We start from the raw sequence: 14,049 nt of genomic DNA on the forward strand, positions 1-14,049 counted from the left end.
CCTTACCCCATTTATAAATTCAATATGCCTCGCCCTCGCGGCGAGGGCCTTTTTCTTCCGTAACGGGGGATTACTCGTGACAACTATTGTAAGTGTACGCCGCAACGGCCACGTGGTCATTGGCGGTGATGGGCAAGCCACGCAGGGCAACACCGTCATGAAAGGAAACGTGCGTAAAGTTCGCCGTCTCTACAACGATCACGTTATTGCAGGCTTTGCGGGCGGTACGGCGGATGCGTTTACCCTGTTTGAACTTTTCGAGCGCAAACTGGAAATACATCAAGGGCACCTGGTGAAAGCGGCAGTAGAGCTGGCGAAGGACTGGCGTACCGATCGCATGCTGCGCCGGCTTGAAGCCTTACTTGCCGTTGCTGATGAAAATGCTTCACTGATTATCACGGGTAATGGCGATGTCGTGCAGCCGGAAAACGACCTGATTGCTATCGGCTCTGGTGGTCCGTACGCCCAGGCCGCCTCTCGGGCCTTACTCGAAAACACAGAATTAAGCGCACGGGATATTGTCGAGAAGTCGCTAGGGATTGCTGGCGATATCTGCATCTACACCAACCAGTTCCACACGATTGAAGAATTAGCCTCGAAGGCGTAAGGATCAACTATGTCTGAAATGACCCCGCGCGAAATAGTCAACGAACTTGATAGCTATATTGTCGGTCAGCACAAGGCCAAACGTGCCGTGGCGATTGCCCTGCGTAACCGCTGGCGTCGGACGCAACTGGAAGAAACGCTGCGCCATGAAGTCACGCCTAAAAACATTCTGATGATCGGTCCGACCGGCGTCGGTAAAACCGAAATTGCCCGCCGCCTGGCTAAACTGGCCAATGCGCCATTCATCAAGGTCGAAGCCACCAAGTTCACCGAAGTCGGTTATGTGGGTAAAGAAGTCGACTCGATCATCCGCGATCTGACGGATTCAGCGATAAAAATGGTACGTCAGCAGTCCATTGAGAAAAACCGTTACCGCGCAGAAGAACTGGCGGAAGAGCGTATTCTTGATGTCCTGATCCCGCCGGCGAAAAACAACTGGGGACAGTCGGAGGAAAACCCTGAACCTTCCGCTGCTCGTCAGGCTTTTCGCAAGAAGCTGCGCGAAGGTCAGTTAGACGATAAAGAAATTGAAATCGATCTGGCCGCCTCACCGGTAGGGGTTGAAATCATGGCGCCTCCCGGCATGGAAGAGATGACCAATCAGTTGCAATCCATGTTTCAGAACCTGGCGGGTCAAAAACAGAAAACCCGTAAAGTGAAAATCAAGGAAGCGTTCAAATTGTTGGTGGAAGAAGAAGCCGGCAAGCTGGTGAATCCTGAAGAGCTGAAACAGCAAGCTATTGAGGCGGTCGAACAACACGGCATCGTTTTTATTGATGAGATCGATAAAATCTGTAAACGCGGCGAAAGCACCGGCCCGGACGTCTCCCGTGAAGGCGTACAGCGCGATCTGCTGCCACTGGTTGAAGGTTGTACCGTCTCGACCAAACACGGCATGGTCAAAACCGACCATATCCTGTTTATCGCGTCAGGCGCCTTCCAGGTTGCCAGTCCGTCCGACCTGATCCCGGAATTGCAGGGGCGGTTGCCGATTCGTGTTGAATTGCAGGCGCTGACGACGGAAGATTTTGAGCGGATCCTGACGGAGCCGAGCGCATCACTGACTGAGCAGTATAAAGCGCTGATGGCGACGGAAGGCGTCGACATTGAGTTTTCCGCAGAGGGTATTCGCCGTATCGCTGAAGCCGCATGGCAGGTTAACGAACGTACCGAAAACATCGGCGCACGTCGTTTGCATACCGTTTTGGAGCGTCTGGTTGAAGATATCTCTTATGATGCCAGCGAAATGAATGGTCAAAATGTTACCATTGACGCAGATTACGTACGTAGTCACCTGGATGAACTAGTAGCAGATGAAGATCTGAGCCGATTTATCTTATAATCCGTTTTACGGATCGTCCTGTTAACTATTGAGCGGGGGGCCTTGGCCTCCCGTTTGTGTTTATTGTTCTGTAATTAAAGAAATTATTATACCCAATAGATTTCGAGTTTCAGGTCGGCACAACCGGAAGACAAATTCATCGGGAACGAATTTGACCAGCCAACGCATCGGCAACTTGCATGAAGTCGGGTACAACTCATAAACAATAAAATTGAAGCACACTATGACCTCATCAACCCACAGCAGTATAACTAAGGCCTGGCTGGATAGTCTGCGTCCAAAAACGTTGCCATTAGCTTTCGCTTCTATTGTCACCGGTTCCGCGATTGCAAGCTGGCACAGCGGTTTTAAACCAGGCGTCGCGTTGCTGGCGTTATTCACGGCGGGATTACTGCAAATTCTTTCCAATTTGGCCAATGACTATGGGGATGCGGTAAAAGGCAGCGACACCGCAGAGCGCATCGGGCCATTACGCGGCATCCAAACCGGCGCCATTAGTCTTATCCAGTTGCGAAATGCGCTGGTCGCCACCGTGGTACTGACCATTATATCCGGCGTATCGCTGGTGATTATCGCCTGTGAAAAACCCGGCGATATCATCGGTTTTCTGATTCTGGGGTTGTTGGCTATTCTCGCCGCCATCACCTATACCGTCGGCAATCGACCTTACGGCTACATCGGGCTGGGCGATATTTCGGTGCTGATATTTTTCGGCTGGCTCAGCGTTGCCGGTTCTTATTACCTGCAAACCGGCCATTTCGACAGCATCGTCATGTTGCCGGCCACCGCTTGCGGTCTGCTCGCGACCGCCGTATTGAACATTAATAACCTGCGTGATATCGATAACGACCGTCTCAGCGGAAAGAACACGCTGGCCGTTCGTCTTGGCGCGCAAAAAGCCCGCTGTTATCACACGCTGCTGTTAATGCTGGCCCCGTTCTGTCTGGGCCTGTTCGCCATGCTTTACCTGAACAGTCTGGCTGGCTGGCTTTTTCTCCTGACGCTGCCTTTGCTGCTTAAGCAGGCCATTTACGTTCTGCGCGAAACCAGCGCATTCAGTATGCGTCCAATGCTGGAAAAAACCGTCAAGGGCGCGTTGCTGACCAACATCCTGTTCGCTGTCGGGGTTATGCTCAGCTAACCGCGCATGAATGCTTCACCGCGGTTTTACTGATACACATCAAGTTAACATTTGATGATTTTGCCAACGTCCGTCAGAAAGGGATATACTCACTACCCCAGTGGCAAACTGACATCAATCTTATGAAATACGATACTTCCGAACTGTGCGATATTTACCACGAAGAGGTTAACGTTGTTGAGCCTTTGTTCTCCAATTTTGGCGGGCGTACTTCATTTGGTGGCAAAATCACCACGGTGAAATGTTTTGAGGATAACGGCCTGCTTTATGATCTATTGGAAGAAAACGGCAGCGGGCGCGTACTCCTGATTGATGGCGGTGGGTCGGTGCGCCGAGCCTTGATTAACGCAGAATTGGCCAGACTCGCTACCCAGAATGAATGGGAAGGGATTGTCATTTACGGCGCCGTGCGCCAGGTGGACGATCTGGCGGAATTGGACATTGGCATTCAGGCTATGGCGGCGGTTCCGGTTGGTGCAACCAGCGAAGGAATTGGGGAAAGTGATATTCGCGTGAATTTTGGCGGAGTGACATTTTTCTCCGGCGATCATCTCTACGCCGACAACACGGGGATTATTCTGGCGGAAGATCCGCTGGATATTGAATAATCTTCATCACGCCAAGAAAGCGCATTAGGCTTATAACGCCATCCCCACCGAAGCGGGGAAGGCGTTATATGACGTCGGCAAAACTTAAAAACAGGTGAGCGCCCGACTTCGCTAAAAAATTAAACTTCTTCCATCTTGCCGAGCAGCGCACGCAAACGGTCTTGCCATACCTGCTGCTCTTCTTTCAGTTGTTCGTTCTCGCGTACCAGCGCTTCACGGGAACCCGCCGCTGACTGGACCTCTTGTGACAACGCGCTGTTTTGTTCTTTCAGCTCTTCGATTTCCATTTGTAACAGCGTGATCGTATCAATCGCCTGCTGAACTTTCGCTTCCAGCTTTTCAAACACTTCAAATGACATTCTTCAAACCCCTTTTAATCACTCGGCATAAATCGGTTAACGCTGTGTCATCATATCCGCATAACCACAACGCAACAGCACACCCTAAACGATGCTCGTTCAATACGCCTCTGGAGATATCCTGATGGCGAAACTGGCCGTTGCTGAATTGTATGTAGCCAATGAACCCCTGTCTAGCAGACATCCCACACAACGCCGAGTCTGACCGTTTTTCTTTATCACCACTATCAGCACAAACTGAAACAATGGATGCGCTATCCGCCGCCTCACGAACAACAAATGTTAATCATTGCATCGATTGCTTAACATCCGCTGGGCGTTACCAACCGCCAAATCACAAAAAGATAATCGAATCCGCACATTTTGTTGACCAACAACACACAATTTAATTTCGATATTTCTCGATTTCGAGCATTAACGATAAATTAACATAATAGGTACGTTAAAACAGAGGCCGCCGTTTACGGTGACCTTCAAGACCCACTACTCTGTCTCCTAGCAGCAGGAAACCATTATGAGTCAATCAGAACGTTCAACCCTAAAAGGTCAGTGTATCGCCGAGTTTCTCGGCACCGGCCTGATGATTTTCTTCGGTTTAGGCTGTGTCGCCGCCTTAAAACTGGCCGGCGCCAGCTTCGGTCAATGGGAAATCAGCATCACCTGGGGTTTGGGGGTGGCGATGGCGATCTATCTGACGGCCGCCATTTCCGGTGCGCACCTGAATCCCGCAGTTACTATTGCTTTGTGGTTATTTGCTTGTTTCGACGGCAAGAAAGTCGCCCTTTATATTTTCGCTCAGGTAGCCGGCGCCTTCTGCGCCGCGGCATTGATCTACGGCCTGTATTACAATTTGTTCGTGGATTTTGAACAGACACACAATATGGTGCGCGGAAGCGTGGAAAGTCTGAATCTGGCCAGTATCTTCTCAACTTACCCTAACCCGCATATCTCAGTCGTGCAGGCATTTCTGATTGAAATGGTGATTACCGCGATCCTGATGTGTCTGATTCTGGCGCTGACTGACGATGGTAACGGTATTCCCCGCGGACCACTGGCACCGCTGCTAATCGGTATTTTGATCGCCGTCATCGGTGCCTCTATGGGGCCGCTCACTGGCTTTGCGCTGAACCCGGCGCGCGACTTTGGCCCGAAACTGTTCTCATTCCTGGCAGGCTGGGGAGAGATCGCCTTTACCGGCGGACGCGACATTCCGTACTTTCTGGTGCCGATATTGGGTCCGCTGGTCGGCGCCTGTCTGGGCGCATTCGGCTATCGCACATTGATTGGCCGCCATCTGCCGTGCGATGCGTGTGAAACCGGCAGCGAAGTAACGGCACGCACGGAAACCCGCTAAATTTGGTGCTACGGCGCTTCCCCTTTTACGGTAACCCTTACAACAGGATTGAATTTATGCACCCGGAAAAAAAATACATTGTCGCGCTCGACCAGGGAACCACGAGCTCTCGTGCCGTTATTCTGGATCACGATGCCAACATTATCAGCGTCTCACAGCGTGAATTCAGCCAAATTTATCCGAAAGCGGGCTGGGTGGAACACGATCCTATGGAAATCTGGGCGTCACAAAGCTCGACGCTGGTCGAAGTACTGGCCAAAGCCGGCATCAATGCGGATGAAGTGGCGGGCATCGGTATCACCAATCAGCGTGAAACCACCATTGTGTGGGAAAAAGAAACCGGCAAGCCGATTTATAACGCTATCGTCTGGCAATGCCGCCGCACCGCAGAGATCTGCGAACAGCTCAAGAAAAGCGGTTTGGAAGAGTACGTTCGTAACACCACCGGGCTGGTGATTGACCCTTATTTCTCCGGTACCAAAGCGAAATGGATTCTGGATCACGTTGCGGGCGCGCGCGAACGCGCTCATCGCGGTGAACTGCTGTTTGGTACGGTGGATACGTGGCTGATCTGGAAAATGACGCAAGGGCGCGTCCACGTTACAGATTACACCAACGCTTCCCGAACCATGCTGTTCAATATTCATACGCTCGAGTGGGATGAGCGCATGTTGCAGGCATTGAATATTCCTCGCGCCATGCTGCCGGAAGTGCGCGCCTCCTCCGAGGTTTATGGGCAAACCAACATTGGCGGCAAGGGCGGCACTCGTATTCCGATCGCCGGTATCGCGGGCGATCAGCAAGCGGCGCTGTACGGGCAGCTTTGCGTCCATCCGGGAATGGCGAAAAACACCTACGGCACCGGTTGCTTCCTGCTGATGAATACCGGCACCGAAGCGGTGTTGTCCAAACACGGCCTGTTAACCACGATTGCCTGCGGACCGCGTGGCGAAGTCAATTACGCACTGGAAGGCTCGGTTTTCGTTGGCGGCGCGTCTATCCAATGGCTGCGTGACGAGTTGAAGCTGATTGGCGATGCTACGGATTCAGAATACTTTGCCACCAAAGTGAAGGACACCAACGGCGTCTACGTCGTTCCCGCCTTTACTGGCCTGGGCGCTCCCTACTGGGACCCGTATGCCCGCGGCGCGATCTTTGGTCTGACCCGAGGCGTTAACGCCAATCACATCATCCGCGCCACGCTGGAATCCATCGCGTACCAAACCCGCGACGTGCTGGATGCTATGCAGGCAGACGCGGATACCCGCTTGAAAGCACTGCGCGTAGACGGCGGCGCCGTCGCCAATAACTTCCTGATGCAATTCCAATCCGATATTCTCGGCACCCGCGTCGAGCGCCCGGAAGTACGTGAAGTCACCGCTCTGGGCTCGGCCTTCCTGGCTGGCCTGGCAACGGGATTCTGGAGCGATCTGGATGAAGTGAAAAGCAAAGCCGCTATTGAACGTGAATTCCGCCCCGGCATCGAAACCGTGGAGCGCAACTACCGTTACAGCGGCTGGCAGAAAGCCGTCGCCCGCGCCCGTGACTGGGAAGAACACGACGCATAACGCTACGCCGGGCGCGACTACCGCGCCCGTTTTTTTTATAGCCTGCCATTGACTCCCCAGACAAGCCATTGTGATAAAATCCCGCCCTTATTCCTTTTGTACCCCAATCGACAATAGACAGGTATCCATGAAACGTGAATTAGCCATCGAATTCTCACGCGTCACTGAAGCGGCGGCGCTGGCAGGCTACAAATGGTTAGGCCGTGGCGACAAAAATGCCGCCGACAATGCAGCGGTACAGGCCATGCGCATTATGCTCAATCAGGTCAATATCAATGGTCGGATTGTGATTGGCGAAGGAGAGATCGACGAAGCGCCGATGCTTTTTATCGGCGAGCAAGTGGGCACCGGACAGGGCGACGCCGTGGATATCGCCGTTGATCCCATTGAAGGCACGCGTATGACCGCCATGGGTCAGGCCAATGCCCTCGCCGTACTGGCCGTCGGTGAAAAGGGCGCGTTTCTGCACGCGCCGGATATGTATATGGAGAAACTGATTGTCGGGCCTGACGCAAAAGGAGCGATTGATTTGGCGCTTCCGCTGGCGGATAACCTGCGCAACATCGCCAAGACGCTGAATAAGCCGCTTGACCAGTTAACCGTGATTACCCTGGCTAAGCCGCGCCACGATACCTGCCTTGCTGAAATGCAGCAGTTGGGCGTGAAAGTGTTCGCCATTCCTGATGGTGATGTCGCCGCGTCTATTCTTACCTGCATGCCGGACAGCGAAGTCGATGTGCTATACGGCATTGGCGGCGCGCCGGAAGGGGTCATTTCCGCCGCCGTCATCCGGGCGCTCGACGGTGACATGCAGGGTCGGCTGCTGGCACGCCATCAGGTGAAAGGCGATAGCGCTGAAAATCGCCGAATCGGTGAAGATGAACTGGCACGCTGTCAACAAATGGGGATTGAAGCCGGTAGCATACTGCGCCTCGGCGATATGGCCCGTAATGATAACGTGATTTTTTCAGCCACGGGCATTACCAAAGGCGACTTGCTGGAAGGCATCTCACGCAGGGGAAATATCGCCACCACCGAGACATTGCTGATCCGCGGCAAATCGCGGACGATTCGTCGCATCATGTCCACCCATTACCTCGATCGCAAAGATCGCGCGCTGCATGATTTCCTGCTGTAACCCGGCAATTCGGCCCGCGGTTTTCACTGAGTGATTGTTTAACAGTTGTTAATAAATAGCGTATCTTAAAGGCGGCAGATGAATGGCCGCACTACCTCGCCGGCAATTGTATTAAGTAACAGCGGCAATAACAGAAACAGGAGCACAGCATTATGGCTGAATGGGTGACCGGCAAAGTGATTCAGGTGGAACACTGGACAGAAAGTCTGTTTAGCATCCGGGTAAATGCTCCCACCGATCCGTTCACGGCCGGACAATATGCCAAACTTGCGCTGGAGTTGAATGGTGAAAAAGTCCAACGCGCCTATTCCTATGTTAACGCTCCCAGTGACCGTAACCTTGAGTTCTATCTGGTTAACGTGCCAGAAGGAAAACTCAGCCCCCCTTTACATGCAATGCAACCGGGCGCGGAAATCATGATCACCAAAGACGCCGCAGGTTTTTTCGTTCTGGAAGAAATTCCGCCTTGTGAAACGCTGTGGATGCTGGCGACAGGTACGGCAATCGGCCCTTATCTTTCCATTCTCCAGGAGGGCAAAGATCTGGCGCGTTTCAAAAACATCGTACTGGTTCACGCTGCTCGTTTCGCCCGTGATTTAAGCTATCTGCCGCTGATGCAGCAGTTACAACAACGCTATAACGGCAAGTTACGTATTCAGACGGTGGTCAGCCGTGAGAATGAGGCGGGTTCCTTGACCGGCCGTGTCCCGGCGTTAATCAGCAACGGCTCGCTGGAAGCCGCGGTAGGCTTGCCGATCGATGCGACAACCGGCCATGTCATGCTGTGCGGTAATCCCCAGATGGTGCGCGATACGCAACAAATCCTTAAGGACGAACGGCAGATGACCAAGCACCTGCGTCGCAAACCGGGCCACATCACCAGTGAGCATTATTGGTAACATTCCCCTCAAGACGCAAATACCGTTCACATAAGCTTAAGTCCGTTTTCCCCTCCAGCCCGGTTTTATCCTGACAAACCGGGCTCGTTACCTGGAACCGATTTTCATTTCAAGCCACTGAACAGCCACTGCGCAGCCAGCGATGCCCTGCCTGAAAAAGATTATCACTGTTATCAAGATGGAACTTACACACAAAATGGTCAAAATACTCAGCACCGGTATGACGTCACTGTTTACCACACAAGGTATGCCTCATCCGGCTCCCGCCAATAAGGGTTACTCCACCGGGACAAACAGAACGGTTCAAGCCTCGTTTGTCGCCCCGGATATTAAACCTGCAAGTGGGGAAAATGGCGCTTTATCCGTTAGTGAACGAACGCCAATTCCCTTATTTCAGGACAAGCCGCCAGCCAGTAGGCTATTGAGCAAATTAAGCGGCACCCTATACAAAACTGTGTCGAATACTTTCGCTTTCGTTACAAATGAGCCTTCATTCACAACAGGACGTGAATTTACCCACATATACGCAGCGGAAAAAACATTGGCGTCGGGCGAAGCGTCAGACGAAATCAACCCAGCCCATGTTTACCTTTCAGACACTTTTCATGATGTGGATTTTTGTAACGACACGTCGGCCTGCAACGCCGGGAAACTAGACAGACAGCGCCGTGAACTTCTCGAATGTATGCGCAAATTTGCAGGAGAAGCCTATACGGAAAAACTTGAAGACATTCCAGATATCGGCAACATGAAACTCAGTACGGACAAGAGCACGCCCACATTCAAAATCTGGGAATCGACGTCACATCCGAAGGTCGTCTCTGTCGTACTGGGTTTTAGCGGCACACGTATGACGGAAAGCGCCGATCTGCTTTGTGACATTAGAGGACAGCTTCCCCTGGCGCATGTCAATTCCCTGAACACCGATTTGCCCAGTCTCGGACATATTGGCGCGGGCTGGCAGGAGCGCTGGCAATTCGAGGCCAGTAAAACCCGAAACGGCGAGCAGCTTGCAGATATTCTCACCCAGTACGCACAGCAGGCGCAGAAAGACAACAAGCTGTTATCGGTAAATGTTGTCGGACACAGCCTGGGAGCGGCGGTCGCTACGCTGGCAAGTATCGATATCGCCAATTTTCTACGGTCTAAAGGTGCGCAAGGGAAGATCAGCGCATACGTGTTCAACCCACCCCGGCTAGGTTTTAACGGCATTGCGCAAGCGTATCGTAACGCACTGGCACACCATTCTCATCAACAGGACGTTCTGCGATTTTCCCTGATTCAGTTAACCCGCGAACTGGACCCGGTGCAGTCAATGCCGCTTTTTATGAACCACCCCGACTGGGCGCATCTTCGCGTTGGCAATAATATTTCGCATCATCAATATATCAGCACTTTTAACGATAGATCAGCACACAGGGCAAACCTCGCGGTAAACCATGAACTGGAACCGTGGAAAAACGCCATTTGCTCTGGTATTTCAGCAGAAGCGCTAAAAACGCTGTTTGGTGAAAAGCCAGGTACGGAAGATCTGTTAATGGTTTCTCGCCGGGAGATGTTTCACATGATCCGGGTGAAACTTTCTTCGCCCTTCAACCAGCAGGCATGAGGGCATGGTATCGCTATCATCGCGGTCAGTGATGGAATGCAAGCTTCGAGCATAGGTTAAGCGTACTTAGCGGCGGATTGTGAACGGCGTGGTTTCAGGTCCAAACCGATTTCCCCCTTTCGTGCCCGAAAAAACGCCGCAGTCAAGTACCACCATGAGGCCAATCAGCGTTGGAATAAACCGGCCAACGCCCCATTGCCAGATAGCCGGCAACATATACCAGTTGCCGGCGGCCAATACCCAGGCGACGATAATCAACAACGCCCACCAACCGCTTTTATTGCGGTCATGCAGGCGTTTTACTAAGATGGCCGCCGTCGGCCACAGTAACGCGACAATCAGAAATGCCGTGGTTTGGATATCCAGCCAGTTTTGGCCCGACAAGGTGAAAAGCGCCGCCATCAGCGCCAACCAGCAGGCAATCCAGACCCAAAAATCACGGCGGCCAACACGACCTTTAAACGAGAAACACCATTGCTGTAGCGTCATCAAATACAGAATCCTGAATTACAGAGATAATCCCATCAGGCACAACGGGAAAGATATTGATCGATTATATTAATGAGAGACAGGCGAACCCGGCCAAACAGCGCTTGCCTGCACTCTCTCGTGCCGAGTTTACCTTAACTGATGAGCCTCGCGCCCGTAATCTTCACACGATTTTTGACAATTACTCACGAATGCCGTTTTAATCAGATATCGCATTGTTATCGCCGACTATGGCCTCAACCGATCATCATGGCTTGCCTGATAAAACCCTTATGACACGACACTGTATCGCTGCAATTTTTACGTTTTCCACTCTGATGCTCTACCAACCCTGCGCGTGGTCCGATCCCGTTTTACCCTCGAAAACCACAGCAACCGCTCCTTATCTGCTGGCGGGCGCGCCGACATTTGATCAAACCATTGTTCAGTTCCGTACACGTTATAACCTGAGCAATCCGTCATTGCCGATTGGGGAATTCCGGGTTGTCGACACCGGTAACATTTCCAGTCTGCTGACACGTGCCGCCAGCAAAATCAACGATCGCCTGTATGCGTCAACCGCGCTGGAGAAAGGCACGGGAAAAATCAAAACGTTGCAAATCACCTGGCTGCCGCAGCAAGAAGAGGCCGAAGCGAAACGCACACTGGCCATCAATTACATGGCGGCGCTGTCGCGGGCTTTTGTTCCATCACTGACGGAAGAACAAAGCATTGAAAAAGTTACCGAGTTACTGGCAAAAGGCCAAGGTCAGCGCTTTTACCAGCAAACGGAAGGGGCTCTGCGTTATGTTGTCGCAGATAACGGCGATAAAGGGCTAACGTTTGCTGTTGAACCGATTAAGCTAACATTATCTGAACCGTGATCAGCAGGGCAATTCATGACGAAAAACCGAGCCACGACACCATTTCGTCTTTATACTGTCGGCAGGCAGTTTTCTATTGATTTATTCGCGATCCATCTGGAGGAAAAAAGATGCGTCATCCATTAGTTATGGGTAACTGGAAGTTGAATGGTAGCACCATCATGGTCAACGAACTGATCGCTGGTCTGCGTAAAGAGTTAAGCGCCGTTGACGGTTGTGGTGTGGCTATCGCGCCACCGGCCATCTATCTGGATCAGGCTAATCATCAACTGGCTGGTAGCCGTATTGCACTGGGTGCGCAGAACGTTGACGTGAACCTGTCTGGTGCGTTTACAGGGGAAATCTCTGCCGACATGCTGCAAGATATCGGTGCGAAATATATTATTATCGGTCACTCTGAGCGTCGGACCTACCACAAAGAAAGCGATGAATTCATTGCCAAAAAATTTGGTGTGTTGAAAGACGCCGGTCTGATCCCGGTGCTGTGTATCGGTGAAACTGAAGCGGAAAACGAAGCCGGACAGACGCAAGCCGTATGTGCCCGCCAATTGGACGCCGTGCTGAATACGCTGGGCGTCAAAGCGTTTGAAAACACCGTCATTGCCTACGAACCGGTATGGGCCATCGGCACCGGCAAATCAGCGACCCCGGCGCAGGCGCAAGCCGTTCACAAATTCATCCGCGATCATATCGCCAAACGGGACGCCGCGGTTGCCAGACAGGTTATCATCCAGTACGGCGGTTCTGTTAACGCCTCCAACGCCGCAGAGCTGTTTACTCAACCTGATATTGACGGCGCGCTGGTCGGTGGGGCTTCCCTGAAGGCTGATGCTTTTGCCGTGATTGTGAAAGCTGCGGCTGAAGCAAAACGCGGCTAAACCGCGCTCACGTCATCATTAACCAACGCCGCCATTTTTTATAAACAAATGGCGGCGATTTTTTATGCAAGACAATATCGCTTTTCGCTTACTTCACCGCGGGGATTTGCTGCGTAATACAGTGGATGTTACCGCCGCCCAGCAGGATTTCACGGGCCGGCACACCGCTGATCAAATAATCCGGGAACATCTGTTGTAACAAATCGCGGGCGATATCATCCGTCCGCGCATCCAGCAGCGGGAAAATGATCTGCCGATTGCTGATCAGGAAGTTTACATACGATCCCGCCAGACGCGATCCGGCATTACGCTCCACCGCATTGCCGGTATCCACGCCGGCGGTTTCTTTCTGGGTCGCATATAACGGCCCCGGCGCGGGCAGTTTCCAGATTTTCAGTTGGCGGCCCTGTGCGTCTTTAGCGGTTGAGAGCACCCGGTATGCCGCCATTGAGCGCGCATATTGCGGATCGTGCTCGTCATCCGTCCAGTGCAGCGCCACTTCGCCGGGGCGTACAAAGCAGCACATATTATCGATGTGTCCGTCAGTTTCATCGTTATACACGCCCTCTTCCAACCAGATAATCGTCGATATCCCCAGATAATCGCGCATCAGCTGTTCGATCTGCATTTTGCTCAAATGCGGGTTACGGTTGGGATTCAGCAGACACTCAGCCGTGGTCAGCAATGTGCCTTCACCGTCGGTATGAATCGAACCGCCTTCCAGAACCAGAGGAGCGGCATACCGCGCACTTTGATGATAAGACAGCACCTGCGCCGCGACCTTTTCGTCCTGCCGCCAGTCGTCATACAGCCCCCCCCGTTCACCGCCCCAGGCGTTAAACCGCCAGTCGATACCACGGCGCTCCCCGGCCTGACTCAGTACCATCGTCGGTCCGGTATCACGCATCCAGGCATCGTCACTTTCCATCTCGACCAGCGTGACGTTGACGGGCATTACGCGCTTCGCGTCAGCCATGCAGTGTGCGGGCACCCCCATGATCACTGGCGTCGTCCGCATGATGGTTTCCGCCACCTGTGCAAAGGTTTTCTGGGCAGGAACGCCCTCTTCACGCCAATTATCCCGGCGATAGGGCCAAATCATCCATACAGCTTCATGCTGCGCCCACTCGGCAGGCATCGCAAAGCCGTCCTGACGAGGCGTAGTGAGATGAAATAGATCTGACTGTGACATCAA

General features: G+C 52.6%; 14 protein-coding genes. 11 read left to right on the forward strand and 3 right to left on the reverse strand.

The window, feature by feature from the left end; all coding sequences use genetic code 11:
* Positions 1-76: 76 nt before the first annotated feature.
* The 4 genes from hslV (at position 77) to rraA (ending at position 3,697) form a co-directional block, all read left to right on the forward strand.
* A complete protein-coding gene (hslV, locus tag EH207_RS16650; RefSeq protein WP_137714977.1) occupies positions 77-607 on the forward strand; it encodes an ATP-dependent protease subunit HslV in 531 nt (176 codons plus the stop codon).
* A 9-nt stretch (positions 608-616) separates the two neighbouring features.
* A complete protein-coding gene (gene hslU, locus EH207_RS16655) occupies positions 617-1,948 on the forward strand; it encodes an ATP-dependent protease ATPase subunit HslU (protein WP_137714978.1) in 1,332 nt (443 codons plus the stop codon).
* A gap of 223 nt (positions 1,949-2,171) precedes the next feature.
* On the forward strand, positions 2,172-3,089 hold the full coding sequence (locus tag EH207_RS16660; RefSeq protein WP_137714979.1) for a 1,4-dihydroxy-2-naphthoate polyprenyltransferase: 918 nt from the start codon (positions 2,172-2,174) through the stop codon (positions 3,087-3,089).
* A 122-nt stretch (positions 3,090-3,211) separates the two neighbouring features.
* Positions 3,212-3,697 carry a ribonuclease E activity regulator RraA gene (gene rraA / locus EH207_RS16665; protein WP_137714980.1) on the forward strand — a complete coding sequence of 162 codons (486 nt, stop codon included), beginning with the start codon at positions 3,212-3,214 and terminating at the stop codon, positions 3,695-3,697.
* A gap of 119 nt (positions 3,698-3,816) precedes the next feature.
* On the opposite strand, the gene zapB is transcribed toward rraA, so the two are convergent.
* Positions 3,817-4,056, reverse strand: a complete 240-nt coding sequence (gene zapB, locus EH207_RS16670; RefSeq protein WP_137714981.1) for a septal ring assembly protein ZapB — start codon at positions 4,054-4,056, stop codon at positions 3,817-3,819.
* A 514-nt stretch (positions 4,057-4,570) separates the two neighbouring features.
* Here zapB and EH207_RS16675 point away from each other — a divergent pair.
* From EH207_RS16675 to xopAP, 5 genes are all read left to right on the forward strand, one after another.
* Entirely contained in the window at positions 4,571-5,410 is an 840-nt protein-coding gene (locus EH207_RS16675) for an MIP/aquaporin family protein (protein WP_137714982.1), read from the forward strand.
* A 56-nt stretch (positions 5,411-5,466) separates the two neighbouring features.
* On the forward strand, positions 5,467-6,978 hold the full coding sequence (gene glpK, locus EH207_RS16680) for a glycerol kinase GlpK (protein WP_137714983.1): 1,512 nt from the start codon (positions 5,467-5,469) through the stop codon (positions 6,976-6,978).
* 127 nt (positions 6,979-7,105) lie between these two features.
* Positions 7,106-8,116 carry a class II fructose-bisphosphatase gene (gene glpX / locus EH207_RS16685; RefSeq protein ID WP_137714984.1) on the forward strand — a complete coding sequence of 337 codons (1,011 nt, stop codon included), beginning with the start codon at positions 7,106-7,108 and terminating at the stop codon, positions 8,114-8,116.
* A 152-nt stretch (positions 8,117-8,268) separates the two neighbouring features.
* The gene (gene fpr, locus EH207_RS16690) at positions 8,269-9,015 is read left to right on the forward strand and encodes a ferredoxin--NADP(+) reductase (RefSeq protein ID WP_137714985.1); all 747 of its coding nucleotides are present in this window, start codon (positions 8,269-8,271) and stop codon (positions 9,013-9,015) included.
* Between the two features lie 247 nt (positions 9,016-9,262).
* A complete protein-coding gene (xopAP, locus tag EH207_RS18215) occupies positions 9,263-10,624 on the forward strand; it encodes a XopAP family type III secretion system effector (protein WP_281279169.1) in 1,362 nt (453 codons plus the stop codon).
* Positions 10,625-10,690: 66 nt separating this feature from the next.
* Here the strand turns inward: xopAP and EH207_RS16700 are convergent, their stop codons facing one another.
* Positions 10,691-11,113: a DUF805 domain-containing protein gene (locus EH207_RS16700; RefSeq protein ID WP_137714987.1), complete on the reverse strand. Its 423-nt coding sequence runs from the start codon at positions 11,111-11,113 to the stop codon at positions 10,691-10,693.
* A gap of 272 nt (positions 11,114-11,385) precedes the next feature.
* On the opposite strand from EH207_RS16700, the gene EH207_RS16705 reads away from it, so the two are divergent.
* Entirely contained in the window at positions 11,386-11,976 is a 591-nt protein-coding gene (locus EH207_RS16705; RefSeq protein ID WP_137714988.1) for a DUF1454 family protein, read from the forward strand.
* Positions 11,977-12,086: 110 nt separating this feature from the next.
* A complete protein-coding gene (tpiA, locus tag EH207_RS16710; RefSeq protein WP_137714989.1) occupies positions 12,087-12,854 on the forward strand; it encodes a triose-phosphate isomerase in 768 nt (255 codons plus the stop codon).
* 88 nt (positions 12,855-12,942) lie between these two features.
* Here the strand turns inward: tpiA and aguA are convergent, their stop codons facing one another.
* Entirely contained in the window at positions 12,943-14,046 is a 1,104-nt protein-coding gene (aguA, locus tag EH207_RS16715) for an agmatine deiminase (RefSeq protein WP_137714990.1), read from the reverse strand.
* Between the last annotated feature and the right edge of the window lie 3 nt (positions 14,047-14,049).

It is taken from the genome of Brenneria rubrifaciens (genome assembly GCF_005484945.1).
Taxonomy (GTDB): Bacteria; Pseudomonadota; Gammaproteobacteria; order Enterobacterales; family Enterobacteriaceae; genus Brenneria; species Brenneria rubrifaciens.

Excerpts from the sequence above, each read along its gene's own strand:
- rraA (WP_137714980.1), top strand. The coding sequence starts at position 3,212 with ATGAAATACGATACTTCCGAACTGTGCGATATTTACCACGAAGAGGTT.
- hslU (WP_137714978.1), top strand. The coding sequence starts at position 617 with ATGTCTGAAATGACCCCGCGCGAAATAGTCAACGAACTTGATAGCTAT.
- glpK (WP_137714983.1), top strand. The coding sequence starts at position 5,467 with ATGCACCCGGAAAAAAAATACATTGTCGCGCTCGACCAGGGAACCACG.
- fpr (WP_137714985.1), top strand. The coding sequence starts at position 8,269 with ATGGCTGAATGGGTGACCGGCAAAGTGATTCAGGTGGAACACTGGACA.
- EH207_RS16675 (WP_137714982.1), top strand. The coding sequence starts at position 4,571 with ATGAGTCAATCAGAACGTTCAACCCTAAAAGGTCAGTGTATCGCCGAG.
- xopAP (WP_281279169.1), top strand. The coding sequence starts at position 9,263 with ATGCCTCATCCGGCTCCCGCCAATAAGGGTTACTCCACCGGGACAAAC.
- zapB (WP_137714981.1), bottom strand. The coding sequence starts at position 4,056 with ATGTCATTTGAAGTGTTTGAAAAGCTGGAAGCGAAAGTTCAGCAGGCG.
- EH207_RS16705 (WP_137714988.1), top strand. The coding sequence starts at position 11,386 with ATGACACGACACTGTATCGCTGCAATTTTTACGTTTTCCACTCTGATG.
- aguA (WP_137714990.1), bottom strand. The coding sequence starts at position 14,046 with ATGTCACAGTCAGATCTATTTCATCTCACTACGCCTCGTCAGGACGGC.
- EH207_RS16700 (WP_137714987.1), bottom strand. The coding sequence starts at position 11,113 with ATGACGCTACAGCAATGGTGTTTCTCGTTTAAAGGTCGTGTTGGCCGC.
- glpX (WP_137714984.1), top strand. The coding sequence starts at position 7,106 with ATGAAACGTGAATTAGCCATCGAATTCTCACGCGTCACTGAAGCGGCG.
- tpiA (WP_137714989.1), top strand. The coding sequence starts at position 12,087 with ATGCGTCATCCATTAGTTATGGGTAACTGGAAGTTGAATGGTAGCACC.
- EH207_RS16660 (WP_137714979.1), top strand. The coding sequence starts at position 2,172 with ATGACCTCATCAACCCACAGCAGTATAACTAAGGCCTGGCTGGATAGT.